Origin of the sequence: Mesorhizobium kowhaii (genome assembly GCF_042431665.1) — a bacterium.
Lineage (GTDB): Bacteria > Pseudomonadota > Alphaproteobacteria > Rhizobiales > Rhizobiaceae > Mesorhizobium > Mesorhizobium kowhaii.
This window is the reverse complement of record NZ_JBHLYT010000013.1, coordinates 207744-231828: the sequence shown is the minus strand read 5'-3', so window position 1 is coordinate 231828 and position 24085 is coordinate 207744. Positions and strand designations below refer to the sequence as shown.

Below are 24085 nucleotides of genomic sequence, written 5' to 3'. Positions count from 1 at the left end.
ACAAATCGTTGTCGATTGACCCGCCTTCGGCGCGACGTTCCTCACCTCTGGCAACCGCCCCGCTCTTGAGTTAGCCTCCGCAAATTCCTTGGCGGAGGATGAACCTTTTTGGACCGATCAGCGACAGAGCAGACAGGAGCCAGGCGGCTCGACCGGCTATGACGGCGACGGAGACCGATCGCGCGCTTGTCGACCGGGTCGCGAAGGGCGACCGTGCCGCCGTGCGGCTCCTGTTCATGCGTCACCACGCGCGGGTCTACCGCTTCGTGGCGCGCCAGACGGGATCGGAAATGATGGCTGACGATATCGCGAACGAGGTGTTTCTCGAACTGTGGCGGCAAGCGCCAGGCTTCGAGGGACGCTCCGAAGTCTCGACATGGCTGCTCGGCATCGCCCGGTTCAAGGCGCTGTCTTCGCTGCGCAAGAAGAAGGAAGACTGGATCGACGACGAGGCCGCCGCCGCGGTGCCCGACAGCGCCGACACGCCGGAAGTCGTCACCATGAAGGAAGACAAGGCTGCCGCCTTGCGGCGCTTCGTCGACGCCTTGCCGGAAGAGCACCGCACGGTGATCGATCTTGCCTATTATCATGGGCAGTCGGTGGGCGAGATCGGCGAGGTGCTCGGCATTCCGGTCGCGACCGTCAAGACCCGGATGTTCTACGCCCGCAAGAAACTCGGCGAGGCCCTCAAGGCCGCCGGTTACGACAGGGGCTGGCCATGAGCGCCGCTGAAAAGATGTCACGCCGCGACGAAATGGAAACGCTGTTGCCGTTCTATCTGAACGGCTCGCTGGAAGGCTCGGACCTGGAAGCCGTCGAGGAGTGGCTGGCCAGCGATCCGGCGGCGATGGCCGCCCTTGGCGAGGCCGAGGCCGAATTTTCCGGCACCACGGCCGCCAACGAAGCGATCCGCCCGCCGGCCGATGCGCTGAGCCGCTTCGCCAGGGCGTTCGACGCCGAAGCCGGGCCAGCCCGCGCGCCGGCAAACTCGTCTTGGCTGGCGCAGGCCTGGGGCCGCTTCATGGCGGTGCCGGCCGGTGTCGCCTGGGCTGCGGCCGCGGTACTGCTGGCGCTGATCATGGTGCAGTCGTTTGTTCAGCCCGGCGGCAAGGGTAAGGATTTCGAGATTGCGGGTGCGGAAGGCGATCTGGCGAAAATGCCGTTCGCCCTGGTCAAGTTCAAGCCGGATGCAAAGATGTCGGATGTTTCCGGCTTTCTCGGCAGCAACGGGCTGAAGATCGTCGGTGGACCGACCGCCGATGGCGTGTTCCGGCTTGGCATTCCCGCTGCCAACGCAGCCGACTACACCAAGCAGCTTGGCCTTATTGCCGCCCAGCCTTTCACCGAGACTGTGATCGAGGGAAGGAAACCGGTTGATGGCGGCTGAGGCGGCGGTCATTCGATGTGCGGCAATGCTGGCGGCGGCGATGACAATCGCCGCCGTGCCTGCGTCGGCGCAGACCAACGCCCCCAATCCCCACGGCGCGAAAATCGACTGCAGCGACGCGAGCAATGCGGCAGGCGCTGACTGCGCCAAGGACGGCAGCGACACAAAGGGGGGATCGGGCGCGTCACAGACCGGCGTCGTCTTTCTGCCGGCCCTGATCGTCGACCTGTTCCCCAATCCTGTCGCCCCCCCGGCACCGATGCCAACACCACGGCCGGAGCCGGCGACGCCGCCTGCCAACAATCAAGCCGGCCCCCCTCCAAGTGGCCCGATCGTCTCGCCGACCGATCTCATCGCCGTTCAGCCGCCGCGCGCGGTGGTCGGCGATTTCGTGCCCGACGAGGTGCTGGTGACGGTCGACGGCGATGCCGGCGCCGTGCAGCAGATCGCCGCGTCCTTCGGTCTCCAGGTGCGCTCGCAGCGCCAGTCGCGGCTGCTTGGCACCACGCTGGTGCGCTTCGGCATTCCCGATGGCCGCCCTGTCGGCGTCGTGCTCGCGCAATTGGCCGCCGACGGCCGCACACAGCGGCGCGAACCCAATCATGTCTATTCGCTGCAGCAGGCCGCCAGCATCGTCAACTATGCCTTCGAGCGCATCGCGCTCGACTCCAAACAGGCCAGCGGCGAAAACGTCCGCATCGCGGTGATCGATACCGGCATCGACGACAGCAATCCGGCGCTGTCCGGCGTCATCGCCGGGCAGTTCGACGCCATGCCCGACGTTCCGATCGAAAAGCGCGATCATGGCACGTCGGTCGACGGGCTGATCGCCGGTGTCGGCGCGCTGGAGGGCATGGCGCCAGGCGCCAGGATCTACCACGCCCGCGCCTTCGAGGGTGGCAAGTCGACCATGGACGTCATCCTGTCGGCGCTCGACTGGGCGGCGAGCCAAGACGTTCGCATCATCAACATGAGCTTCGTCGGGCCGAAGAACGACCTGCTCGGCGTCGCCTGCAGCAATGCGCGGGCGCTCGGCATCATGCTGGTCGCGGCCGCCGGCAACAACGGGCCTAAGGCGCCCTATGGCTACCCGGCCGCGTTCGACGGCGTCATCGCGGTGACCGCCACCGACGCCAGGGACGGGCTGATGCCGCAGGCCAATCGCGGCGCCTATGTCTTCATCTCGGCGCCTGGCGTCGAGATGGTGGCGCCGAGCGGCGCCGGCTCGGACGTGGTCACCGGCACCTCGTTCGCGGCGGCGATCGTGACCGGCGCCATCGCCAATCTCATCCATGCCGCGCCCGACCGCTCGGCCGACGGCATCGAGAAGGCGCTGGCGGCAACGGCCAGGGATCTCGGCCCCAAGGGGCGCGACAATGATTTCGGCTACGGCCTGCTCGACATCAAGGCGGCTGAGTCTGCGAAGGACTAGTCCGCGACGGCTCAAGTCGCCGTTTGCCTAGAGCGGTTCATCGTTTCAAGGAAACGCCGACCCGCTCTATCTGTTTGTTTTGACGCAATTCCCTAAGGGAACGCGCTACGCGCTTTTCCCAGGAAAACCGTTTCACACTTTTCCTGGAATTGCTCCAGGACGTACCAGAAAATAGAATGCGACGATGTGCGTGATCATCAGCAGCGGTACGTAGATGATCGGGATCGCGTAGGTGGCGCCCAGTTCCCCCGCGCGTGCGGGAAGGCCGAGCTGGACGGCGTGGTAGTAGTCGACGATGAGGTCGACCGTGCCTACGAGATTGAAGGCGACGACGAACGCCCAGAAGAGCTGAGGTATCCTCACCGTGAGCAGCGCCAGCATGGCCAGCACCCCGGTTGCGAAGTCGCCATAGGCGGCGAACATGGCGAAGCCGGCCGGCAGATTGGGACTTACGACGCCCGGAACGAGGAAGACGAGCCCGAAGAAGCGGAAGCTGTGCAAAGTTGCAATAACGCGTTGCGCCGCGACCCGGTCCATCGACCTCAGCCACGGGAGACCGTATGCACCGAGGCAAAGCAGCCACGCGACATAGCCCAGAACGAGATGGGTTTGGAACACGACTTCCGTGGACATCTGGCCTTCTCTCAACAGTTGGTTCACGCGGCCTCGGACATCGCGCTTGGGACGCAGGCAGCCGCTCTGGCAGCTTCAATCGATTACCTAAGCCCGCTTCCATAATTCGACTATCCGCTGTAATCACAACAGCCCATGAAGCAGAACTACACAGTCCGACACGGTGCGCTGGAGGGCGTCGAGGCGTTCCTGGCTGTCGCCAGGCACCGCAACTTTCGCCGTGCCGCCGCGGAGCTCGGCGTGACGCCGTCCGCGGTGAGCCAGGCGGTGCGCGCGCTGGAAGCTCGCATGGGCACGGCGATGTTTGTCCGCACGACGCGGAGCGTCGGCTTGACCGAGCCTGGTCAGCGGTTCCTCGACCGTGCCGGCCCAGCCTTCGAGGAGCTCGTCGCGGCCGGCGAGGCGGTGCGCGATGCCGGCCAGCGGCCGACCGGGCTGCTGCGCCTGTCCGTGCCCCGCGCCGTCGTGCCGTTGATCCTGGAGCCGATGATCGCGTCGTTCTGCCGAGCCTATCCCGAGATCGAGCTGGAGATCGCCGCGAGCGACGAGATGGTCGATCTCGCGACCGGAGGGTTCGATGCCGGCATCCGGCTCGGCCAGTTCATCGCGGCCGACATGGTCGCGGTGCGGCTCACTCCGCCGTTCGCGTTCGTGGTCGTCGGCAGCCCTGACTATCTCGAGCGCCACGGCCGCCCCGAGCGTGTCGACGACTTGCGCCACCACGCTTGCCTGCGCTTGCGCCGTTCGAACGGCGCCATTGCGCCCTGGGCCTTCGTCGACGGCAACGGGGCGATCGAGGCGATGGTCTCAGGGCCGATGATCGCACACGACTATCCGACGTTGCTTGGGGCCGCGATGCAAGGCGTCGGGCTGGCGCAGACGCCTCGACCTGTCGCCGAACGTCCGATCGCCGAGGGAAAACTCGAGCCGGTGCTGGACGGCGTCGCCGCCTCGACGCCGGGCGTCTTCCTCTATCATCCCGGCAAGCGCCAAGTCCTGCCGAAGCTGCGCGCCTTCATCGATCACCTCAAATCCGCGGCCTGAGACAATCCGACCAACTGTCTTTCCGACTTGTTCGGTCCTCAGGCCGGCGCGCCGGCGACCGATCCCCTGACCACCAGGTCGACCGGCCAGACCTCGCCACGAACGCCCTCCTCCAATCCCGAAATCCGTGCCGCCAGCCGCTCGGCGACGCGCGCGCCAGCGAGACGGATCGACGAGCGCGTCGTCGACAGCGGCACGGAGAAATTCTCCGGCCTCAGCCAGGGAAAGACGTCGTCGTGGGCGATCAGCGACACATCGCCAGGAATGGTCAGGCCGAGGTCGCGCACCGCGCGCACGACGCCCAGCGCCATGATCAGGCTGGAGCAGACGATCGCGGTCGGCGCGTCGCCCGCCTCCAGCAAGCGCCTGGTGGCGCGATAGCCGTTCTCCTCGGTCATGACCACCGAGCAGACATGGCGTTCGCCCAATGCCAGCCCGCTCGCCGCCAGCGCCCGGCGCACCCCGCGCTCGCGGTGGATGGCAAAGGTCTCGCGGTCGTCACCATTGATCAGCGCCAGCCGCCGGTGGCCGAGTTGGATCAACAGCCGCGACGCCTCGTGAAAGGCGCCCTCATTGTCGATGTCGGTGAACGGATAATCGAAATCGAAGCCTTCGCTGCGGCCGTGGACGATGAAGGGAATGCCGAGCGTGTTGACCAGCGCCACGCGGCGGTCGGCGGGCCTTGGCGAGGAAATGTAGACGGCGTCGACCTGCCGGTTGGCGACGATGCGCCGGTAAGTCGTTTCCTGGTCGTCGGCATCGGCCGGCGACAGCACCAGGTCCAATTCATGCGAGCGGGCATAATCGCCGAGGCCGGACAGGAACTCGACGAAATGCGGATCGATGTCGACGGACGCACCGGTCGGCAGGACATAGCCGATCATGCCGGTCTTGCCCGTCGCCAGCCGGCGCGCGCTGGGGTTGGGACGATAGCCATGGCGCTTGGCGGCGTCCATCACCCGCCGGCGCGTTTCCTCGTTGACCTCGGGATAGCCGTTCAGGGCACGACTTACCGTGGTTTGCGAAAGCGCCAGCATATGGGCGAGCTGCTTGAGGTTCACAGGAGGCCTCCACGCCTCAAAGCGCTTTTAATTCGATTGGATCTGGGCTCCACGAGGGGCGCAGCGATATGAAGATAAGCATAGGCGTGCTTTGGGCGAGTTTGAAACAAAAATTACTGCTGCACTGCCATAAATACATGCTGCAGCGCACTTTTCGCGTCTCGCAAGCCCAAAATTAAATCGATTAGCCAGCCACCCTCTTGACTTCCGAGCGATTCAATGGCGTGATCAAGAAAGCCAAAGCGCTTTGGAAGACTCTTCGAAAGGTTGCGGTTCCTTTGCGACTGAGTCACAGTCCTGCGGCGTCGGCGGGCGGAATGGAGGTTCCGTCCGGTGTTTGTGACCCACTGGGAGGAATACCGATGAAGAAAATGCTTTTGCTGGGTGCTGCGTTTGCCACGCTCGCCCTGAACGCGCCCGCGCAGGCCGAACTGAAGTTCAAGCCGGGCGAGGATCCGCGCTTCAACTGGGCGAACTACGAAGAGCTCAAGAAAGTCGATCTCAAGGGTGAGACGCTGTCGATCTTCGGACCGTGGCGCGGTGAGGACGAAGGCCTGGTGCGCGGCGTTCTCGACTATTTCTCGGAAGCCACAGGCGTCGAGATCAAATACTCCTCCTCGGAGAATTACGAGCAGCAGATCGTCATCGACACGCAGGCCGGCAGCCCGCCCAACATCGCCGTGCTGCCGCAGCCGGGCCTGATCCAGGACCTGGCATCCAAGGGCCTGCTGACGCCACTGGGCGACGACACCGCCAAATGGGTCAAGGACAATTACGGCGCCGGCCAGTCATGGGTCGACCTCGGTACCTTCAAGGACAAGGACGGCAAGCCGGGCTTCTTCGCCTTCCCCTACAAGGCCGACGTGAAGTCGCTGGTCTGGTACTCGCCGGATAATTTCGAGGAAGCCGGCTACAAGGTGCCGAAGACGCAGGAAGAACTCGCCGACCTCGAGAAGAAGATCATCGCCGATGGCGGCAAGCCGTGGTGCATCGGCCTCGGCTCCGGCGGCGCCACCGGCTGGCCGGCGACCGACTGGGTCGAAGACCTGATGCTGCGTACCCAGGCTCCGGACGTCTACGACAAATGGGTGAAGAACGAGATCCCGTTCAACGATCCCGCGGTGGTCAACGCCATCGACATCTTCGGCAAGATCGCGACCGACGACAAGATGGTCGACGGCGGCGCCAAGGCGGTTGCGGCGACCGATTTCCGCGACAGCCCGAAGGGCCTCTTCTCGGTCCCGCCGAAATGCTACCTGCACCATCAGGCGTCATTCATCCCGACCTTCTTCCCGGAAGGCACCAAGGTCGGCCAGGACGCGGACTTCTTCTACTTCCCGCCCTATGCCTCCAAGCCTGAACTGGGCACGCCGGTGCTCGGCGCCGGTACGCTGGCGATGATCACCAAGGACTCAAAGGCCGCGCGCGCCTTCATCGAATTCCTGAAGATGCCGCTCGCTCACGAGATCTGGATGGCCGAGGGTGGTTTCGTGACGCCGTTCAAGGGAGTCAACAAGGCTGCCTATGCCAGTGATGCGCTGAGGAAGCAGGGCGAAATCCTCGCCAATGCCTCGACCTTCCGCTTCGACGGTTCCGACCTGATGCCGGGCAAGATCGGCGCCGGCGCCTTCTGGACCGGCATGATCGACCTGGTCGGCGGCAAGTCCGCGCAGGATGTCGCCACCGACATCCAGAAGAGCTGGGACGCGATCAAGTAGCGGCTGGCAAGCAGCGGCCGTCCGGCTCGGCGACCCTACCATTCTCGCACTGGATCCGGGCCCTGCCGGCCCGGATCCGACGGCGGCCCGTGCCGCAGCCTTTCGTCATGAGCGCATAGACATGAAGCGCAATCGGCATGTGAACAGGTTTCCATCGCCGATGACGCTCCAAACAACTGAATCGGCGCCTGGTCCCGTCACCAAGGTCATTCCTTGTCGGATCATGCGCAGGGGGAGGGACCCATGGCGGCTCAGATTTTCTCGGCCATATTCGTCATCATCGTCGGGGTCGGCGGTTGCGTCGCCTATTTCTGGGGCGCCAACAAGCTGGTCGACCTGATATTCCCGTCGCGCGGCGTCGCCGGCGCCGCGGCCATCGACAATCTGCGCCGGCAAGGGCTGGTCCGGCCTTGGCTGTTCGTCGGTCCGGCGATGATCATCCTGACCATCTACCTCATCTATCCGGTGGTCGAGACGCTGCGGCTGTCATTCCTCGATCGCGGCGGCATAAACTTCGTCGGCTTCGCCAATTATGAATGGGCGTTCGGCGATCGCGAGTTCCGCAACTCGATCCTCAACAACATCGTCTGGCTGGCGGTGGTGCCGGCCGCCTGCACCTTCCTCGGCCTGATCATCGCCGTGCTTACCGACAAGATCTGGTGGGGCACGATCGCCAAGAGCCTGATCTTCCTGCCGCTGGCGATCTCTTTCGTCGGCGCCAGCGTGATCTGGAAATTCATCTACGAGTACCGTGGCGAGGGCCAGACCCAGATCGGCCTGCTCAATGCCATCATCCAGCATTTCGGCGGCCAGCCGCAGGTCTGGATATCGCTGCCGTTCTGGAACAATTTCTTCCTGATGGTGATCCTGATCTGGATCCAGACCGGCTTTGCCATGGTCATCCTGTCTTCCGCCTTGCGCGGCATCCCGGAAGAGACGCTGGAAGCCGCCGTCATCGACGGCGCCAATCCGTTCCAGATCTTCTGGAAGATCATGGTGCCGCAGATCTGGGGCACCATCGCCGTCGTCTGGACCACGATCACCATTCTGGTGCTCAAGGTGTTCGACATCGTGCTGACCATGACCAACGGCCAGTGGAACAGCCAGGTGCTGGCCAATCTGATGTTCGACTGGATGTTCCGTGGCGGCGGCGATTTCGGCCGTGGCGCCACCATCGCCATCATCATCATGATCGCGGTCATTCCGATCATGGTCTGGAACATCCGCCAGGCGAACAAAGAGACGGGAGGACATTGAGATGGCCGTTGCGACCGGAAATTCCTTCGCCAGCCGCTTTGGCGTCCACATTGCCGTCTTCATCTTCGTCGCCATCTGGACCATACCGACGCTCGGCATCCTGGCCTCGTCGCTGCGCGACAAGGACCAGATCATCGCCTCGGGCTGGTGGAACTCGTTCTCCAGTTCCACCCAGACGGAAGCCGGCCGGCTGCCGGCCGCCTCGACGCAAGTCGAAAAGGACGGCAAGTTCGTCCTTCAAGGCAACATCTTCGGCGACAGCGCTCACCGCAACATCAGCGCCTTTGGCGTCAAATCGGCGGCACCGACGCAATATCCCGCCGGCACGTCAGCCGATCTCGGCGACGGCGTCACCCTGCAGCTCAACGCCGACGGCAGTTTCGTCATGGCCTCGCCCAAGGCTTTCGAAGGCGATCGCGGCCAGCGCGTCTACTATGCCTCCTCGGCACCGCCGAAGTTCACCACCGACAACTACAAGACCGTGCTGTTTTCGGAAGGCATCGGACGGTCGTTCATGAATTCGCTGACCGTCACCATCCCGGCGACCGTCATCCCTATCCTGATCGCCGCCTTTGCCGCCTATGCATTGGCCTGGATGCGCTTTCCCGGCCGGGCGCTGTTGATTGCGGTCATCATCGGACTGCTGGTGGTGCCGCTGCAGATGTCGCTGATCCCGCTGTTGAAGCTGTACAACGGCGTCGGCGCTTTCTTCGGCATGCCGTCGAAAACCTATCTCGGCATCTGGCTGGCGCATACCGGCTTCGGCTTGCCCTTCGCCATCTACCTGCTCAGGAGCTACATTGCCGGTCTGCCGCGCGAAATCATGGAATCGGCGCGCATCGACGGCGCCAGCGATTTCGAGATCTTCGTCAAGATCGTGCTGCCGCTGTCCTTCCCGGTGCTGGCCTCGTTTGCCATCTTCCAATTCCTGTGGGTATGGAACGATCTGCTGGTGGCGATGGTTTTCCTGGGTACAGAGGCAGACCAGATCGTACTGACCGCCAAGCTCAACGCGCTGCTCGGCTCACGCGGCGGCGATTGGGAGATCCTGACGACATCGGCTTTCGTGACCATCATCGTGCCGCTGATCGTGTTCTTCTCGCTGCAGCGCTATTTTGTCCGCGGGCTGCTTGCCGGCTCGGTGAAAGGAGGCTGAGACAATGCAATCCGCTTTGAAGGCCAGTTCGAAGCCTGACCTCGCCATCGATCGCGACTGGTGGCGGGGTGCGGTGATCTACCAGATCTATCCGCGCAGCTACCAGGACTCGAACGGCGACGGCATTGGCGACCTGAAGGGCATCATCGGCCGGCTCCCCTACATCGCGGCACTCGGTGCGGATGCCATCTGGATTTCGCCGTTCTTCAAGTCGCCGATGAAGGATTTCGGCTACGACGTCACCGATTACTGCGACGTCGATCCGATGTTCGGCACGCTGGCCGACTTCGACGCGCTGACCGCCGAAGCACACAGGCTGGGCTTGAAGGTGATGATCGACGAGGTACTGTCGCACACCGCCGACAATCATCCATGGTTCAAGGAAAGCCGGTCGAGCCGCAACAACCCGAAGGCAGACTGGTACGTGTGGGCGGACGCCAGGCCGGACGGCACGCCACCCAACAACTGGCTGTCGATCTTCGGCGGCTCGGCGTGGCAATGGGACACCAGCCGCCAGCAATATTACCTGCACAACTTCCTGGCCGAACAGCCCGATCTCAATTTCCACAACCACGAGGTCCAGAACGCGCTGCTCGACGTCACCCGCTTCTGGCTGGAGCGTGGCGTCGACGGCTTCCGGCTCGACACCATCAATTTCTACTTCCACAGCCAGGGTCTGGAAAACAATCCGCCGCTGCCGCCCGAGCAGCGCAACGACCAGACCGCACCCGCGGTCAATCCCTACAACTACCAGGACCATCTCTACGACAAGAGCCGCCCTGAAAACCTCGGCTTCCTCGAACGCTTCCGCGCCCTGCTCGATGAATATCCGGCAACCGCCGCGGTCGGCGAAGTCGGCGATTCGCAGCGCGGGCTGGAAGTGGTGGCGGCCTATACGGCCGGCGGCAAGCGCGTGCACATGTGCTATTCCTTCGACTTCCTGGCGCCGGAAAAGATCAGTGCGGCCAAGGTCCGCTCGGTGCTGGAATCCTTCGGCAAGGTCGCCAGCAACGGCTGGTCGTGTTGGGCCTTTTCCAACCATGACGTGATGCGCCCGGCCTCGCGCTGGGCGGCAGGCGAAGCCGATCCGACCGCCTATCTCAAGGTCATTTCGGCGCTGCTGATGTCCTTGCGTGGCTCGGTCTGCATCTACCAGGGCGAGGAACTTGGGCTCGGTGAAGCCGACCTCCGCTTCGAGGATCTGCAGGACCCCTACGGCATCCGCTTCTGGCCGGAATTCAAGGGCCGCGACGGCTGCCGCACGCCGATGGTGTGGGACGGCAGCGCCAGGAATGGCGGCTTCTCCTCGGCCAAGCCCTGGCTGCCGGTGCCGGCCAAGCATCTGTCGCAAGCGGTCAATGTCCAGCAGGGCGACGAGACCTCGCTGCTCGAGCACTACCGGCGCTTCCTCACCTTCCGCCGCGCCCATCCGGCGCTGGCCAAGGGCGACATCACATTCATCGACAGCGAGGGCGACACCGTCGCCTTCACGCGCCGCGCAGGCAACGAGCAGATCGTCTGCGTCTTCAATCTGGGAGCCGGGCCAACCAAGGTTGACCTTGGCAACCGATCGCTGCAACCTTTGCCCGGGCACGGATTTTCGGGGCAGGCGAGCACTGGTTCCATACAGCTCGGCGGCTACGGCGCCTGGTTCGGGCGCATCGACTGAATTTCAAATCACTTGAATTTCAAATTACTGGGAGGAAACCAATGGCCGATGTCACGCTAAGACAAGTGAAGAAGTCCTACGGCAATCTGAACATTCTCCACAGCATCGACCTCGATATAAAGTCGGGCGAGTTCATCGTCTTTGTCGGCCCGTCGGGCTGCGGCAAGTCGACATTGCTGCGGTCGATCGCCGGGCTTGAGGAAATCACCTCCGGCGAACTCAAGATCGCCGGCGAGGTGGTGAACGACGTGCCGCCGTCGAAGCGGGGCATCGCCATGGTGTTCCAGTCCTACGCGCTCTACCCGCATATGACCGTCTACGACAACATGGCGTTCTCGATGAAGATCGGCAAGGAGAACAAGGCCGAGATCGACCGCCGCGTAAAGCAGGCCGCCGAAATCCTGCAGCTGACCAAATATCTCGACCGCCTGCCCAAGGCGATGTCGGGCGGCCAGCGCCAGCGCGTCGCCATCGGCCGCGCCATCGTGCGCAATCCGAAAGTGTTCCTGTTCGACGAGCCGTTGTCGAACCTTGACGCGGCGCTGCGCGTTGCCACCCGCATCGAAATCGCCAAGCTCAAGGAATCGATGCCCAACACGACCATGATCTACGTCACCCATGACCAGGTCGAGGCGATGACGCTGGCCGATCGCATCGTGGTGCTCAAGGAAGGCCATATCGAGCAGGTCGGCACGCCGATGGATCTCTACAAGAAGCCCGGCAACCTGTTCGTCGCCCAGTTCATCGGCTCGCCGGCTATGAACATCCTGCCGGCGACCATCGACAAGACCGGCAACCCGACCGTGGTCAGCCATGTCGGCGGCCGCAAGGCAAGCGTGCCGATCGCGACGCCGGCTTCGGCAAAGGGTGCTGCTTTGAGCTTTGGCGTGCGGCCGGAAGATCTGATCATCGCCAGCGGCGCGGACTATCTTTTCGAGGGAACGGTGGACTATGTCGAGCAGCTCGGCGAGGTCCAGCTTGTCTATGTCGACATCGGCCGCGCCGACCTGCCGCTGGTGACCAAGATGCCAGGCAATGTCGAGGTCAAGCGCGGGGCGACGCTGCGGCTGAGCGCGGACGCCAGCGACCTTCACATCTTCGACGCGGACGGGCACTCCTTCTCGCTCCGTCAGCCGGAAGCAAAGGCGGCCTGAGGTCAGGACATCGGAGGCCGTATAAAAGACAAAGAGCGGCGGGCACAGGCCCGCCGCTCTTGTTTGGAGATCAGCTTCGGTTGTTAGTGGCCGAAGAGGTTCCGGTCGCTGCCCTGAGGGGCGGACTTCTGTACGTCGCCCGACGAATTGAGCAGCTTGCCGACGAAACCACCGGTGTTGCGGATCGAGCCCGTATGCGAGCTGTCAACCGACGTGACCGCGGGCTGATTGGCACCATCGGAGCCAAAGTTGTCGCTGCCGGCGAAAGCGCTACCGGAAAGCGCCAGAACGGCAGCGGTAGCAATAAGGATCTTGTTCATTTTAGTCTCCTGAATTTTTCGAGCCTCTCCAAGGCGGCGGGACAGACCCGCCGTCCGCGGGGAGTTGGCTGTTAGTTGTTGCCGAACAGGTTGCGGTCACTGCCCTGAGCGGGCGTCTGAGCAACCGGTTGCGACGTCTTGGTGGAAGCCGTGTACGAGTGGTCAACCGCGGCTGCAGGCTGTTTGGCGCCGTTCGAACCATAGTTGTCGCTGGCGGCGAAGGCGCTGCCGGAGATGGCCAGAACGGCGGCGGCGGCGATGAGGATCTTGTTCATTTTAGCTCTCCTGAATTTCTGGATTTCACCAGGGCGGCGGAGCGAGGCCGACGCCCTCTGGGAATCGGCTGTTAGTGGCCGAAGAGGTTACGGTCGCTGCCCTGGACAGGCGTCTGAGCAGCCGGTTCCGACTTCTTGACCGAAGCGGTGTAGGAGCTGTCGACAGCGGTGGCTGCCGGGGCGTTCGAACCATAGTGGTCGCTACCGTTAGCGAAGGCGCTGCCGGAAATGGCCAGAACGGCGGCGGCAGTGAGAATGATCTTTTTCATTTTTTGGTACTCCAGTATTTCTTATTTTTGCCGTCCGTCTAGCGGCGTGTCTTGGGATGAAATCGCGTCGTTCGGACAGCCCCGATGTGGGAAAGCCATCCAGCCATTTCCAATCACGAAGTTGTTCCGCGTGGACCAAGAATCTGCCACTTGAAATTGCGCCAGGAGTTTCCACACTCAATGTTTTTCTGATTTATATCAAAGAGTTGTATGAAACCGCCGGCCAGATCACCAACTGTGTCGGAGGCCCAGTGTTCACCCGTCCTGCACGCACCGTCAACAGAAACGAACCGTTCGGTTCGATTTTAGATGCTGCTAATAGTCACTTTTCGAAACCGTTAACCTTTTTTGGCCCCTGGCAAGGGGTCGAACTCGAGGAGATTGCAGCCGGCTATGGCTGCCGAAGAGATAGGATTTCGGCCCGGCAATCGCCAACCTGGGCGTTTCGCACACGTGTCGCGCCGCATGGATACGATGTCGTTTTCATGCCGATGACGCGCCCGCGATCGTGATTAGATCATGTCATCTCAGGTGCCGCTTCGTGACGACGAGGCGGAGAATTGGGAAGCCGGTCAGAATCCGGCGCTGCCCCCGCAACGGTGGTGGAGTTCAAGTCGCAACGGGAGACCACTGGGCAATCGCCTGGGAAGGTGTCGCGATGGTCCGCAAGGACAACTCCAGAGCCCGGAAACCAGCCCGAGATGTTTGAACTCGACTGATCGCGGTGGGCGGTCAAGAGGTGGATAGTGCATGTCCGGCGCATCGCCGGCCTGCGTCCGATCCTTCCTCCGTCACCACCAGTTCAGTCCTTAGATAACGAGGACAGGACATGGATGCTCGCAACGACATGCTGAGGCTCTTGAGTGGGCGCCGGCAAGGCTTTTCGCTGGAACAGCCCTTCTACACCGATCCAGACTATTTCAAGCTCGACATGGAGCTGATCTGGTATCGCGACTGGCTGTTCATCGGCCATGATTGCGAACTGCCGAAGCCGGGCAGCTACATCACGGCACAGATCGGCGACTATCCGGTCGTGCTTGTCCGCGACCAGCAAGGCAAGATCAACGCCTTCCACAATTCCTGCCGCCATCGCGGTAGCCGCGTCTGCAATTCCGACAAGGGCACGGCGGCAAAGCTGGTCTGCCCTTATCACCAATGGACCTATGAGCTGGACGGAAGGCTCTTGTTTGCCAGGCAGATGGCCGACGGTTTCGACAAGAGCCAGTTCGGCTTGAAGCCCGTCGCCTGCGAAAGCGTCGGCGGCTACATTTTCATCTGCCTGGCCAAGGAGCCGGCGGATTTCGCGCCGATGCGGGCGGTGATCGAGCCTTACCTTTTGCCGCACCGGCTGCGTGAGGCCAAGGTGGCGTTCGAATCGACCATTGTCGAGAAGGGTAACTGGAAGCTGGTCTGGGAAAACAACCGCGAGTGCTACCATTGCGCCGGCAATCATCCGGAGCTCTGCAAGACTTTCCCGGAAGCGCCCACGGTGACCGGCGTGCAAGGCGCCGACAGCGACCCGGAAATGCTTGCGCACTGGGCGAAATGCGAAGCGGCCGGCCTGCCGAGCAAATTCCGCATCGATCCGGCCGGACAGTACCGCGCCACCCGCGCGCCGCTGCTGCGCGATGCCGTCAGCTACACGATGACGGGAAAGCGCGCGGTCAAGAAGAACCTATCCGACAGCGTTTCGACCGACCGCATCGGTTCCTTGCTGCTCTATCACTATCCGACGACCTGGAACCACATCCTGGGCGACCACGCCGTCACCTTCCGGGTGCTGCCGATCAGCGCCACGGAGACCGCGGTGACGACCAAATGGCTGGTCCACAAGGATGCGGTCGAGGGCGTCGACTACGATCTCGCCGAGCTTACCCATGTCTGGACCGAGACCAACGATCAGGACCGCCGCATCGTCGAGGAAAATGCCTTCGGCATCCTGTCGCCCGCCTACGAGCCCGGCCCCTATTCGGAGCTGCATGAGGGGGGCGTGATCCAGTTCGTCGAGTGGTACGCGTCGTTCATCGGTCCGCGCCTTGCCGAAGGCGGCCGGCCGGCGCTGCGCAGCGTTGCCTAATGCATGTCGCTCAAAAGTGGCCCCGGTTTCGAGACAACGACATGCATACAAACAAAGACTTAAAGCGCGGCGCATGAATCCGTTTCGACGCGACGCGCTTTAGGGCATGTCGCCCAAAAGTGCCCGGCGGTTTTGGGATCACGGCATGCACCGAACAAAAGGGACAAGAGGATGAATGCGATGACGGACCTTGGCCTCTATCGCCATCTCGACCAGATGACGCCCTGGAACGACAGGCTCCAGGTGCTGGAAGTGATCGGCGTCAGCGACGAAGCGCCTGATGTGAAGACCTTCACCTTCCGCTCCGACAACCAGACCTGGTTCCGCTACAAGCCGGGCCAGTTCGTGACGCTGGAACTGCCGACCGCCGACGGGCCGCTGATGCGCACCTACACGCTGTCGTCTTCGCCATCGCGGCCGTTCTCGATCGCGGTGACGATCAAGGCGCAAGCGGGCAGCATCGGCACACGCTGGATGTTCGACCATCTGACGCCCGGTTCGCACGTCAAGGCCTATGGGCCGACCGGCGACTTTTCGCTGCACAGCCACCCGGCGGCCAAGTATCTGTTCATTTCGGCCGGCTCCGGCGTGACGCCGATGATGTCGATGCTGCGCTGGCTGAACGACTGCGCGCCATGGACCGATGTCGGCTTCGTCAATTGCGCGCGACGCCCCGAAGAGATCATTTTCCGCAAGGAGCTCGAGCTGCTCGGCAGCCGCATGCCGGGCCTGTCGCTTGGCTTCATGATCGAGGAGCGATCGAGCCGCGAGGGCTGGTTCGGCCATATGGGCCGCATCGACGCGATCCGGCTGCCATTGCTGGCGCCCGATTTCCGCGAGCGCGAAATCTTCTGCTGCGGCCCCGATCCCTTCATGCGCGCCGTGCGCGGCATGCTGGACGCCGCCGGCTTCGACATGACGAAATACCATCAGGAGAGCTTTGCGGCGCCTGTTGTGGAGGAGATTCCGGCACCGTTCACCTCGCCGGCGGAAGACGGCGCTGGCGTCATCGTCGAAGCCGCGACGCCGATCCGATTCGCGCTTTCGGATGTCGACGCCGAATGCGTCGCCGGCCAGACCGTGCTGCAAACGGCCCGCGCCTCGGGCGTGCGGATTCCCGCCGCCTGCGAGTTCGGCCTCTGCGGAACCTGCAAGGTGAAGAAGGTCGCGGGCACCGTCGAGATGAGCCACAATGGTGGCATCCTTGATCACGAAATCGACGACGGCTTTATCCTCGCCTGTTGCTCAAAACCGCTTTCGGCGCTCGAAATCGAGGCGTGACCGGTGGGCGATGCCGAGCCTCGGAACGGCGGCTGCGAGAAACCTCTCGAAGGGCTGCATCCGTTCAAACTCCGTAGCGCTCGGTGCGGATGATGTCCGCTGCAACGCCGGCATCGATCAGCGCTTGGGCGGCGGCCGAAACGAAGGCGTTGGAGCCGCAGACGAAGGCGATATCAGGCGGTCCGGGCAGCCGCGCCATGGATTGCACCATCATGGGAACGTCCACCCGCCGCGAATAATCGGCAGGACGGCGCGCGGCTTCGCGCGTCAGTGTCAGCACGAGGTCGAAGCCGTCCTTGCGATCATCGAGAGCGATCAATTCGTCGCGAAAGATCACTTCGTCCCAGACCCGCGCTGAAAAGACCAGGGCGACGGGCACCATCGAATTGCGCTTGGCGCGATGACGGACCATCGACATCAAAGGCACGACGCCCGAACCACCCCCGACCAACAGAAGCGGCCCGCTATCATCGTGTGGCCAGATGAAATGCCCGCCGAGCGGCCCGCGCAGTTCGACCTCATCGCCAACCGCTGCAACGTCATGGAAGAACGGAGAGACCTCGCCATCGTCGAGTTTTTCGATCGCCAGTTCGATCACCCCGTCCGTCTCGGGCGCGGAGGCAATCGAATAGGAGCGGCGCGCCTGATAGCCGTCCGGCGCTGTCAGCCTGACGTCGACATGCTGACCGGCCCGATAGGGGAACGGCCGCGATGGCTGGAAAAAGAAGCTGGTGACACGCGGCGTGCGCTTTTCGATACGGACGATCCCGGCCGTCTGCCAGGGCGATTGCGGCGCTTGTGCGTCGCTCATGGATCGTTCGTGTAGCGCTGCTCACGCCATGGGTCGCCATAGATGTGATAGCCGCGCAATTCCCAGAAACCCGGCTCATCGCGCTCGGTGAACTGGAGGCCGTTCAGCCATTTGGCCGATTTCCAGAAATACAGATGCGGCACCAGCAACCGCGCCGGGCCGCCATGGTCCGGCGTGATCGGCTTGCCTTCGTAAAACAGCGCGACCATCGCCTTGCCGGCGGTGAGGTCCTTTATCGGCACATTGGTGGAATAGCCGTCGAACGAATGCGCCAGCGTGAAGGCGGTCGGCGGCTCGATGCCGGCATCGGCGAGAATATCGTCGATCAGCACGCCTTGCCATGGCGTGTCGAACTTGGTCCACGCGGTCACGCAATGGATGTCGCGTGTCATCTTGGTCAGCGGCAAGGCGTTGAACTCGGCCCAATTCCATTTCTTGATCGGCCGCGGCCCGTGCTTCAGCGTGAACGACCACTCCTCGGTGCGCACCCGCGGCGTCGGGCCGGCTGACAGGACCGGAAATCCCTGCTCGAGATATTGCCCTGGAGGGATGCGCGCGTCGCCGTCGGTCGGCGGGCGCCGTCCTGAAAGGAAACCTCGGGTGACCATTGCGGCAATCCCCCTGCATCGGGCCATCTGTCAGACTTCATGCAGTTTTCTCGAAGATGCCGTGGCGGGCAACTGAAATCTTGACGGACTGGATCGGCGGCTCGTTGTCGCCGAGTCCCGCCGATCCTGCCTTCAAGTCAGCGCCACGTGTCAGCCATTGGCAAACGGCACCGCGACATAAATCTGGCCGCCGTCGCGCTCCAACAGCAACAGCACCGATTTCCTGCCGGATTTGCCGGCCTGGGCGATCGCCTGGGTGACCTGCCTGGCGCTCTTCACCGGCACCTGATTGACGGCGATAATGATGTCACCGGCCTGGATGCCGGAAGCCGCGGCCGCCTTGTCGGGATTGACGCTGGCAACCACCGCGCCGTGCTGATTGTCGGCTAGGTTCATCTGCTGGCGAATGTCGGGCGTGATGTCCATCAGGCCGAGGCCTATCGCGGGGACTCGATTGCCTTGCCCGGCGCTCGGCGCGCCGGACCCGTCGGTCACGGATGCCGTCTTCACATCGTCGCCGTTGAGCCCGACATCGACGGAAATATCCATGGCCTTGCCCTTGCGCCAGACCTCAAGCGATTCCCGGGCGCCGGGTGCGACATCGGCGACGGCCCGCGACAGGTCCTTGGGATCCTTTACATCCTGTCTGGCAAAGCTGGTGATAACGTCGCCGGTCTCGACGCCGGCCTTGGCAGCCGGCGAACCGTCATTGACCTGCGAAACCAGCGCGCCGCCAGGATGATCGAGCCCGATGGCACTCGCCACATCCGGCGTCACCGGCTGGATCTCGACACCGAGGTAGCCGTACTGGATTGAGCCGTCCTTCATCAGCTTGGCGACCACCTTCTGGGCCTGGTCCGACGGGATGGCGAAGCCGACACCGACACTGCCGCCATTGGGCGAATAGATCGCCGTGTTGATGCCGACGACATTGCCGTTGACATCGACCAGCGGACCGCCGGAATTGCCATGATTGATCGGCGCGTCGATCTGGATGAAGTCGTCGAACGGCCCGCTGTGCAGATCGCGGCCGCGCGCTGAGACAATGCCCGCGGTGACCGTGGTGCCGATGCCGAACGGATTGCCGATCGCCAGCACCTGGTCGCCGGTCATCAGCCTGTCGGAATCACCCCATTTGACGGTCGGCAAGGGCTTGTCGGCTTTGATCTTGAGCACCGCGAGATCGTTCTTGGCATCGCGGCCGACGAGCTTGGCGGGAAGCTCGGTGCCGTCGTCGAGCGTCACCTTGATCGAAGAGGCGCCATCGACGACGTGGTTGTTGGTGACGATGGTGCCATCGGCAGCGACGATGAAGCCGGAACCGAGCGCTTCGGCACGCGGGGCCTGCTGCGGCGGGGTCTGTGGAGCGGGCATGCCCTGGTCGCCGAAGAATTGACGGAAATATTCGTCGAACGGCGAGTTGCCGAGAGGCATGCCGTCATCCGTGCTTTCCGGCTGTGCCTTCATGACGGTGGTGACGGTCACCACCGCCGGCTTGTCGGCGGCCACGATGGGGGCGAACGAGCCGTTGGGTGCCGTGATGCCGGCGACAGGTGTCTGGGTTGTCGGAACGGCGTTGCTCGCACTTTGGGCGAAAGATATGACAAAGGGAGATATGATTAGCGCAGCGCCCAGCAAGGCCGCGACGCGATGTCTGCGAAGGATATCTGACATGGTCGTTTGTCCGGGCGAGAGTTGATCCTGCGCTGTGGCCGCCTCCCTTGGGGAACCAGCCATCCGGCGTGTCGAAGATCGCGATTGCCCGTCTCGCCTGGCATGGCAGCCGACCAGATCGACAGCCCTGCATCTAGGGTACGGCTTGGCCCGATTTAGGGTTTTGAGGCGACCTTACGAAGATTTAATTTCCAGACGGCGACCGGTCACAATGTCGTCGGGCGACAGGCCAGGCGCTCTTCCCTGCCCCGCCGAGGCATCAGCCCGCGCCGGTTCGCTCGAGATAGGCCGTTGCAATTTCGCGCATGCGCTTGCCGTCGAAGCTTGGCCCGTGGCCGCCATGGCCAATGCGGATCGGGATGTCGAGCAGGCGTTGCATCGTGCGGCGATAGGCGGTCCGATCGGAGTCCGGCAGGTCGTCGATCAACGTGTCGTCGTAGATGGCGTCGCCGCTGAAGAACAGGCCATCGGCCTCGTCGAACAGCGCGATCGAATCCGGCGAATGCCCGGGCAGATGCAGCACGCGAAACTGCCGGTCGCCGAGATCGACCACGTCGCCCTCGTCAAGCGTCCGCGTCAATGGCGCTGACGGGATCCTGTAGTCGGCTGCCTTCCAGCCAGGTGCCGGCAATTTCGACACGGCGCCATCGAGATCGTGGAACATGTAGGCGTAGGTCGCCGCCTCATCCATGCTCTCAAACTGCGCGGCACTCATCCTTGGCCCGGCCCGCAACGGGAACTCGTGCAGCGAGCCGACATGGTCGAGATGGATATGGGTGGCGACGACCAGCAGCTGCTTGCCATGCGGCGTCTCGATCTCCGGCGCCAGCGGACAGATGCCCATGCCGGTGTCGACCAGCAGGTCGACATCGCGGCCGCGCAGATGCCAGATGTTGGCACGCACATAATCATGCACGAACGGTTCGGTCAGCATCGTCGTCTTTTCGTCGACGATGCTCTTGCTGAACCAGTCCGGCATCATCTTTGAGCCCGGCATCACGTGTGAGCCTGCATCAGACGAAAGGCTTCCCGACCTTGTATTTCTCCGGCACCAGCCGCTTGAGATAGGCCATGCCGGCCTCGGACAGCTGATTGACATCGGGCTTCATGAAATCGTCGGGCATATGGCGGGTCTTGCCGGCGACGTTCTTCAGCGGCACCTTCTTCAGCACCGTTTTGGCGCCGTCATATTGCAGCGCCACCGAGCCGCCGCCCTGTTCGGCGACGCTGACGGCGAAGGCGCCGGCATCGAATGCCTCCTGGGCGTCGACCGCGCTGATGGCGCCGATATAGCCGCGCGGCATATAGCCGAGCGCATCGACGCGGGCCCGCTTGCCGGGCAGCCCCTCGGCCAGCGCGCGTTCGAGCGCTGCCGGCAGGTCGCTGCCGGACAACTTGACGTTGCCATGCGCGTCGCGCTCCAGTTTCTCCGGCGGCACCAGGCTTTCGACCAGCGCCTTGCCGTCGGCGGTGCTGACACCTTCCGACACCGCGACGATGCAACGCTTGTGGCGATCGAGCGTGGCGCGCACGTCATCGATGAAGCCGGCCGCCGAGAATGGGCGCTCCGGAACATAGACGAGATGCGGGCCGCTGTCCGGGTCGAGTTGCCAGGCTGCAGCCGCAGCCGTGAGGAAGCCAGCGTGCCGGCCCATGACGATACCGACATAGATACCAGGCAGAGCGCGGAAATCGAGGTCGACGGTCAGGAAGGCGCCGGCGACGAACTCGGCCGCCGAGATGAAGCCCGGCGTGTGATCGTTTTCCTCAAGATCATTGTCGATGGTTTTCGGCGCATGGACAAAGGCGATCGTGCCGCCGGCGGCGTCCGTCAGGATCTGCTGCGTGCCGGACGTATCGTTGCCGCCGATATAGATGAAGGCGTCGGCACCGGCCTTCTTCAACCCGTTGAGGATGACCTCGCAATAGGCGGCGTCCGGCTTGTCGCGCGTCGAGCCAAGGGCTGCACTTGGCGTGCCGGCAATCAGCCGCAGCCGGTCTTCTGGGATGGCGGAGAGGTCGACATAGTTGCCGTCACGAATGCCGCGCACGCCGTGGATGGAGCCCAGCACCTTGGCGCCGGGATGCCGCTTGCGGATCTCCAGCGTCGCCCCGACCACCGTCTGGTTGATGACGGCGGTCGGGCCGCCGCCCTGCGCGATAACAAAAGTTCCGGCCATTCCTGACGTCTCCCGAGCGATGAATTCGCAGGCACATTCGCCTGTCTTTCGCTATCGCGCAACGGGAGAACCAGAGCATGATCCCGAAAAGCATGCCCTTGAGCCTGACACTTGGGCCTGACCCAAGAGTGAGAACCGGGTTTCGCCAGAGATCATGCTCAAACAGAGAGAGAAGCGGCCGCGCCGGCGGCCGGCACGATCAGACGACGACGACCGGGTTCTTCTTGGAGACGCGGCTGTAGAGGTCGATGATGTCCTGGTTGATCAGGCGCACGCAGCCCGACGACATCGCCTGGCCAATGCTCCACCATTCGGGCGAGCCGTGGATGCGATAGCCGGTGTCCTTGCCGTCCTGATAGATGTAGAGCGCCCGGGCGCCGAGCGGATTGGTGAGGCCGCCGGGCTGGCCGGCTTGCCATTTCACCAGTTCCGGCTTGCGGGCAATCATTTCGGGTGGCGGCGTCCAGGTCGGCCATTCCCTGCCGTACTGGATGTTGGCGCGGCCGGACCAGCGGAAGCCATCCTTGCCGATGCCGACGCCATAGCGGATGGAATCACCACCCGGCTGGACGAGATAGAGCATGCGCTCCTGCAGATGGACGACGATGGTGCCGGGCGCCTCGCCGGTGGTGTCGACGACGATCTGGCGGCGGAACTCCGGCTTGACCTTGAGATAGGGCACTTCCGGCAGGTTGAAGCCGCCATCGGTCAGCCCGGCATACATCATGTCGGGGCTGGTGATGTGCTTGTCGACGCTGATGCTCGGCCGGATCGGCCGCAATGAACCGGTGACCGTGTCGTCGAGATCGAGTGCCGACAGACCGCCGCCCGAGGTTGAGCAACCGGCGGCGCTGAGCAAAGCCAGCGCCCCCGCTCCAGACAGGATGGCGCGACGGGAAAGATGATGATCGGTTTCGATTGCGTCGCCGTTTCGCGGCGGCGTCAGACCTTGCGGCAACTCACGCATATACCCAAACCCTACGCTGTCGGCGGGAAGCACGGTCCGGCCGGATAGAGCGCATTTTCATCATTCATGGTTGATAAAGCGTGAAGGCGTTGCGCTGCCTGCGTTTGCGCGTTGCCTTGCTGGCGTTCGACCTGCCGCCCGACCGTCGACCAAGGCGCTGCTGCACAAAATGACCTCCGTCAGGTCATATGCCCGGCGCCGGCATTTCCCAATCCCCTCAGGCGGCCATCGAGGGGGATCCATGTGCAAGACCTTAAAAACCGACATCAAGCTTTTTGCCGCGGCCATTGTCGCAGCAGCAACCGTTCTCGGTGCCAATGTCAGCCTGGCCGATATCGTGAGCACATTGAGCGGCGCGAACTGACACCGACCTGCCGTTGGCGAAATTAGGGAAATCGCCCTTTACATTCTCCCATCGCCAAGGATTTATCCTCTTCTTTACGCTCAAAGGAGACGAGCATGTCCTTCGAAAACTGGGCCGCCTTCGCTGCCGCATCGACGATCCTTCTCATCATTCCGGGTCCGACCATCCTTCTGGTGGTGTCCTACGCGCTGGGCCAGGGCTGGCGCACCGCCCTGCCGATGGCGGTCGGCGTGGCGCTCGGTGACTTCACCGCGATGACGCTGTCGATGCTCGGCATCGGCGCGCTGCTGGCCGCTTCGGCGACCGTCTTCACCATCCTGAAGCTGATCGGCGCCGGCTATCTGATCTATCTCGGCGTGAAACTGTTTCGCGCCGGCGGCGCGCTGAAAGCCGAGCCGCGCACCGACGCGGTGTCCTCGGCCAAGATGATGGCGCATGCCTGGCTGGTCACCGCGCTCAACCCGAAAAGCATCACTTTCTTCGTCGCCTTCCTGCCGCAGTTCCTCGACCGGCATGCCGATTTCTGGACGCAGATGCTGATCTTCGAGACGACCTTCCTGGCGCTCGCCTTCGCCAATGCCTTCGGCTATGCGCTGATCGCGGCGCGCGCGCGCAACGTCGTGCGCAATCCCAAGGCGATCCGCATCTTCAACCGCACCGGCGGCACGCTGCTGGTCGGCGCCGGCATCGCCACCGTGGCGATGCGTTCGGGCAATTAGGCGGGCCCACTTTTTTGACCAAGGTCCCG

The 24085-nt window shown here is 63.3% G+C and carries 25 protein-coding genes and 1 riboswitch; of the genes, 14 read left to right on the top strand and 11 right to left on the bottom strand.

The genetic code is table 11. From position 1 onward, the window contains the following. Window positions 1-158: 158 nt before the first annotated feature. The 3 genes from ACFFNA_RS13235 to ACFFNA_RS13225 are packed head-to-tail and all read left to right on the top strand — an operon-like array spanning window position 159 to window position 2819. Window positions 159-722, top strand: a complete 564-nt coding sequence (locus ACFFNA_RS13235) for a sigma-70 family RNA polymerase sigma factor (protein ID WP_111544989.1) — start codon at window positions 159-161, stop codon at window positions 720-722. Further along, the gene (locus tag ACFFNA_RS13230) at window positions 719-1387 is read left to right on the top strand and encodes an anti-sigma factor (RefSeq protein WP_378918783.1); all 669 of its coding nucleotides are present in this window, start codon (window positions 719-721) and stop codon (window positions 1385-1387) included. Before ACFFNA_RS13235 ends, ACFFNA_RS13230 begins: the two co-directional genes overlap by 4 nt. After that, window positions 1377-2819 carry a S8 family serine peptidase gene (locus tag ACFFNA_RS13225; RefSeq protein ID WP_378918781.1) on the top strand — a complete coding sequence of 481 codons (1443 nt, stop codon included), beginning with the start codon at window positions 1377-1379 and terminating at the stop codon, window positions 2817-2819. The genes ACFFNA_RS13230 and ACFFNA_RS13225 overlap by 11 nt, the downstream gene beginning before the upstream one ends. Window positions 2820-2951: 132 nt before the next feature. On the opposite strand, the gene ACFFNA_RS13220 is transcribed toward ACFFNA_RS13225, so the two are convergent. Further along, window positions 2952-3452 carry a DUF8737 domain-containing protein gene (locus ACFFNA_RS13220; protein WP_378918779.1) on the bottom strand — a complete coding sequence of 167 codons (501 nt, stop codon included), beginning with the start codon at window positions 3450-3452 and terminating at the stop codon, window positions 2952-2954. Window positions 3453-3587: 135 nt separating this feature from the next. Between ACFFNA_RS13220 and ACFFNA_RS13215 the strand changes: the two genes are divergently transcribed. Further along, complete coding sequence (locus ACFFNA_RS13215; RefSeq protein WP_378918777.1) at window positions 3588-4496, top strand: LysR family transcriptional regulator; 909 nt, start codon at window positions 3588-3590, stop codon at window positions 4494-4496. Window positions 4497-4534: 38 nt separating this feature from the next. Here the strand turns inward: ACFFNA_RS13215 and ACFFNA_RS13210 are convergent, their stop codons facing one another. Further along, complete coding sequence (locus ACFFNA_RS13210; protein WP_378918775.1) at window positions 4535-5557, bottom strand: substrate-binding domain-containing protein; 1023 nt, start codon at window positions 5555-5557, stop codon at window positions 4535-4537. A 362-nt stretch (window positions 5558-5919) separates the two neighbouring features. Between ACFFNA_RS13210 and ACFFNA_RS13205 the strand changes: the two genes are divergently transcribed. The 5 genes from ACFFNA_RS13205 (at window position 5920) to ACFFNA_RS13185 (ending at window position 12511) form a co-directional block, all read left to right on the top strand. Beyond that, window positions 5920-7275: an ABC transporter substrate-binding protein gene (locus ACFFNA_RS13205; RefSeq protein ID WP_378918773.1), complete on the top strand. Its 1356-nt coding sequence runs from the start codon at window positions 5920-5922 to the stop codon at window positions 7273-7275. Between the two features lie 243 nt (window positions 7276-7518). Continuing rightward, a complete protein-coding gene (locus ACFFNA_RS13200) occupies window positions 7519-8532 on the top strand; it encodes a carbohydrate ABC transporter permease (protein WP_111544995.1) in 1014 nt (337 codons plus the stop codon). Between the two features lies 1 nt (window position 8533). Next, window positions 8534-9688 (top strand): carbohydrate ABC transporter permease, encoded by a 1155-nt coding sequence (locus tag ACFFNA_RS13195; protein WP_378918771.1) that lies wholly within the window; start codon window positions 8534-8536, stop codon window positions 9686-9688. 4 nt (window positions 9689-9692) lie between these two features. Next, window positions 9693-11357: a beta-galactosidase BglA gene (gene bglA / locus ACFFNA_RS13190; protein WP_378918769.1), complete on the top strand. Its 1665-nt coding sequence runs from the start codon at window positions 9693-9695 to the stop codon at window positions 11355-11357. 41 nt (window positions 11358-11398) lie between these two features. Continuing rightward, window positions 11399-12511 carry an ABC transporter ATP-binding protein gene (locus tag ACFFNA_RS13185; protein ID WP_378918767.1) on the top strand — a complete coding sequence of 371 codons (1113 nt, stop codon included), beginning with the start codon at window positions 11399-11401 and terminating at the stop codon, window positions 12509-12511. Between the two features lie 83 nt (window positions 12512-12594). Here the strand turns inward: ACFFNA_RS13185 and ACFFNA_RS13180 are convergent, their stop codons facing one another. The 3 genes from ACFFNA_RS13180 to ACFFNA_RS13170 form a co-directional block, all read right to left on the bottom strand. After that, on the bottom strand, window positions 12595-12831 hold the full coding sequence (locus ACFFNA_RS13180) for a DUF680 domain-containing protein (protein ID WP_378918765.1): 237 nt from the start codon (window positions 12829-12831) through the stop codon (window positions 12595-12597). Between the two features lie 71 nt (window positions 12832-12902). Further along, window positions 12903-13106: a DUF680 domain-containing protein gene (locus ACFFNA_RS13175; protein ID WP_378918763.1), complete on the bottom strand. Its 204-nt coding sequence runs from the start codon at window positions 13104-13106 to the stop codon at window positions 12903-12905. A gap of 71 nt (window positions 13107-13177) precedes the next feature. Then, a complete protein-coding gene (locus ACFFNA_RS13170) occupies window positions 13178-13375 on the bottom strand; it encodes a DUF680 domain-containing protein (protein ID WP_111545001.1) in 198 nt (65 codons plus the stop codon). Between the two features lie 56 nt (window positions 13376-13431). On the opposite strand from ACFFNA_RS13170, the gene ACFFNA_RS13165 reads away from it, so the two are divergent. From ACFFNA_RS13165 to ACFFNA_RS13155, 3 genes are all read left to right on the top strand, one after another. Further along, window positions 13432-13887, top strand: a complete 456-nt coding sequence (locus ACFFNA_RS13165) for a hypothetical protein (protein WP_378918761.1) — start codon at window positions 13432-13434, stop codon at window positions 13885-13887. Beyond that, window positions 13888-14089, top strand: a riboswitch (cobalamin riboswitch). A gap of 115 nt (window positions 14090-14204) precedes the next feature. Further along, window positions 14205-15452, top strand: a complete 1248-nt coding sequence (locus tag ACFFNA_RS13160) for an aromatic ring-hydroxylating oxygenase subunit alpha (RefSeq protein ID WP_378918759.1) — start codon at window positions 14205-14207, stop codon at window positions 15450-15452. 180 nt (window positions 15453-15632) lie between these two features. After that, entirely contained in the window at window positions 15633-16733 is a 1101-nt protein-coding gene (locus ACFFNA_RS13155) for an FAD-binding oxidoreductase (RefSeq protein ID WP_378918757.1), read from the top strand. Between the two features lie 64 nt (window positions 16734-16797). Here ACFFNA_RS13155 and ACFFNA_RS13150 read toward each other — a convergent pair whose 3' ends face one another. The 6 genes from ACFFNA_RS13150 to ACFFNA_RS13125 all read right to left on the bottom strand — a co-directional run bounded on the left by ACFFNA_RS13150 (window position 16798) and on the right by ACFFNA_RS13125 (window position 22973). Beyond that, the gene (locus ACFFNA_RS13150; protein ID WP_378918755.1) at window positions 16798-17544 is read right to left on the bottom strand and encodes a ferredoxin reductase; all 747 of its coding nucleotides are present in this window, start codon (window positions 17542-17544) and stop codon (window positions 16798-16800) included. Continuing rightward, window positions 17541-18152, bottom strand: coding sequence for a molybdopterin-dependent oxidoreductase (locus tag ACFFNA_RS13145; protein ID WP_111545004.1), 612 nt, complete (start codon window positions 18150-18152; stop codon window positions 17541-17543). Before ACFFNA_RS13145 ends, ACFFNA_RS13150 begins: the two co-directional genes overlap by 4 nt. Before the next feature lie 150 nt (window positions 18153-18302). Continuing rightward, the gene (locus tag ACFFNA_RS13140) at window positions 18303-19826 is read right to left on the bottom strand and encodes a DegQ family serine endoprotease (RefSeq protein ID WP_378918753.1); all 1524 of its coding nucleotides are present in this window, start codon (window positions 19824-19826) and stop codon (window positions 18303-18305) included. A gap of 259 nt (window positions 19827-20085) precedes the next feature. Continuing rightward, entirely contained in the window at window positions 20086-20805 is a 720-nt protein-coding gene (locus tag ACFFNA_RS13135; RefSeq protein ID WP_378918868.1) for an MBL fold metallo-hydrolase, read from the bottom strand. Between the two features lie 34 nt (window positions 20806-20839). Next, on the bottom strand, window positions 20840-22006 hold the full coding sequence (locus tag ACFFNA_RS13130; protein WP_378918751.1) for a diphosphate--fructose-6-phosphate 1-phosphotransferase: 1167 nt from the start codon (window positions 22004-22006) through the stop codon (window positions 20840-20842). 199 nt (window positions 22007-22205) lie between these two features. Beyond that, window positions 22206-22973 (bottom strand): L,D-transpeptidase, encoded by a 768-nt coding sequence (locus ACFFNA_RS13125; protein ID WP_378918749.1) that lies wholly within the window; start codon window positions 22971-22973, stop codon window positions 22206-22208. 241 nt (window positions 22974-23214) lie between these two features. On the opposite strand from ACFFNA_RS13125, the gene ACFFNA_RS13120 reads away from it, so the two are divergent. Both ACFFNA_RS13120 and ACFFNA_RS13115 read left to right on the top strand, forming a co-directional pair. Then, window positions 23215-23337: a hypothetical protein gene (locus ACFFNA_RS13120; RefSeq protein ID WP_013528283.1), complete on the top strand. Its 123-nt coding sequence runs from the start codon at window positions 23215-23217 to the stop codon at window positions 23335-23337. 95 nt (window positions 23338-23432) lie between these two features. Next, window positions 23433-24056 carry a LysE family translocator gene (locus ACFFNA_RS13115; RefSeq protein ID WP_111545008.1) on the top strand — a complete coding sequence of 208 codons (624 nt, stop codon included), beginning with the start codon at window positions 23433-23435 and terminating at the stop codon, window positions 24054-24056. Window positions 24057-24085 lie beyond the last annotated feature (29 nt).

What these genes read in the sequence shown, in the direction of transcription:
- ACFFNA_RS13235 (WP_111544989.1), top strand. Translation starts at nt 159, where the DNA reads ATGACGGCGACGGAGACCGATCGCGCGCTTGTCGACCGGGTCGCGAAG.
- ACFFNA_RS13230 (WP_378918783.1), top strand. Translation starts at nt 719, where the DNA reads ATGAGCGCCGCTGAAAAGATGTCACGCCGCGACGAAATGGAAACGCTG.
- ACFFNA_RS13225 (WP_378918781.1), top strand. Translation starts at nt 1,377, where the DNA reads ATGGCGGCTGAGGCGGCGGTCATTCGATGTGCGGCAATGCTGGCGGCG.
- ACFFNA_RS13220 (WP_378918779.1), bottom strand. Translation starts at nt 3,452, where the DNA reads ATGTCCACGGAAGTCGTGTTCCAAACCCATCTCGTTCTGGGCTATGTC.
- ACFFNA_RS13215 (WP_378918777.1), top strand. Translation starts at nt 3,588, where the DNA reads ATGAAGCAGAACTACACAGTCCGACACGGTGCGCTGGAGGGCGTCGAG.
- ACFFNA_RS13205 (WP_378918773.1), top strand. Translation starts at nt 5,920, where the DNA reads ATGAAGAAAATGCTTTTGCTGGGTGCTGCGTTTGCCACGCTCGCCCTG.
- ACFFNA_RS13200 (WP_111544995.1), top strand. Translation starts at nt 7,519, where the DNA reads ATGGCGGCTCAGATTTTCTCGGCCATATTCGTCATCATCGTCGGGGTC.
- ACFFNA_RS13195 (WP_378918771.1), top strand. Translation starts at nt 8,534, where the DNA reads ATGGCCGTTGCGACCGGAAATTCCTTCGCCAGCCGCTTTGGCGTCCAC.
- bglA (WP_378918769.1), top strand. Translation starts at nt 9,693, where the DNA reads ATGCAATCCGCTTTGAAGGCCAGTTCGAAGCCTGACCTCGCCATCGAT.
- ACFFNA_RS13185 (WP_378918767.1), top strand. Translation starts at nt 11,399, where the DNA reads ATGGCCGATGTCACGCTAAGACAAGTGAAGAAGTCCTACGGCAATCTG.
- ACFFNA_RS13180 (WP_378918765.1), bottom strand. Translation starts at nt 12,831, where the DNA reads ATGAACAAGATCCTTATTGCTACCGCTGCCGTTCTGGCGCTTTCCGGT.
- ACFFNA_RS13175 (WP_378918763.1), bottom strand. Translation starts at nt 13,106, where the DNA reads ATGAACAAGATCCTCATCGCCGCCGCCGCCGTTCTGGCCATCTCCGGC.
- ACFFNA_RS13170 (WP_111545001.1), bottom strand. Translation starts at nt 13,375, where the DNA reads ATGAAAAAGATCATTCTCACTGCCGCCGCCGTTCTGGCCATTTCCGGC.
- ACFFNA_RS13165 (WP_378918761.1), top strand. Translation starts at nt 13,432, where the DNA reads ATGAAATCGCGTCGTTCGGACAGCCCCGATGTGGGAAAGCCATCCAGC.
- ACFFNA_RS13160 (WP_378918759.1), top strand. Translation starts at nt 14,205, where the DNA reads ATGGATGCTCGCAACGACATGCTGAGGCTCTTGAGTGGGCGCCGGCAA.
- ACFFNA_RS13155 (WP_378918757.1), top strand. Translation starts at nt 15,633, where the DNA reads ATGACGGACCTTGGCCTCTATCGCCATCTCGACCAGATGACGCCCTGG.
- ACFFNA_RS13150 (WP_378918755.1), bottom strand. Translation starts at nt 17,544, where the DNA reads ATGAGCGACGCACAAGCGCCGCAATCGCCCTGGCAGACGGCCGGGATC.
- ACFFNA_RS13145 (WP_111545004.1), bottom strand. Translation starts at nt 18,152, where the DNA reads ATGGTCACCCGAGGTTTCCTTTCAGGACGGCGCCCGCCGACCGACGGC.
- ACFFNA_RS13140 (WP_378918753.1), bottom strand. Translation starts at nt 19,826, where the DNA reads ATGTCAGATATCCTTCGCAGACATCGCGTCGCGGCCTTGCTGGGCGCT.
- ACFFNA_RS13135 (WP_378918868.1), bottom strand. Translation starts at nt 20,805, where the DNA reads ATGCCGGACTGGTTCAGCAAGAGCATCGTCGACGAAAAGACGACGATG.
- ACFFNA_RS13130 (WP_378918751.1), bottom strand. Translation starts at nt 22,006, where the DNA reads ATGGCCGGAACTTTTGTTATCGCGCAGGGCGGCGGCCCGACCGCCGTC.
- ACFFNA_RS13125 (WP_378918749.1), bottom strand. Translation starts at nt 22,973, where the DNA reads ATGCGTGAGTTGCCGCAAGGTCTGACGCCGCCGCGAAACGGCGACGCA.
- ACFFNA_RS13120 (WP_013528283.1), top strand. Translation starts at nt 23,215, where the DNA reads ATGTGCAAGACCTTAAAAACCGACATCAAGCTTTTTGCCGCGGCCATT.
- ACFFNA_RS13115 (WP_111545008.1), top strand. Translation starts at nt 23,433, where the DNA reads ATGTCCTTCGAAAACTGGGCCGCCTTCGCTGCCGCATCGACGATCCTT.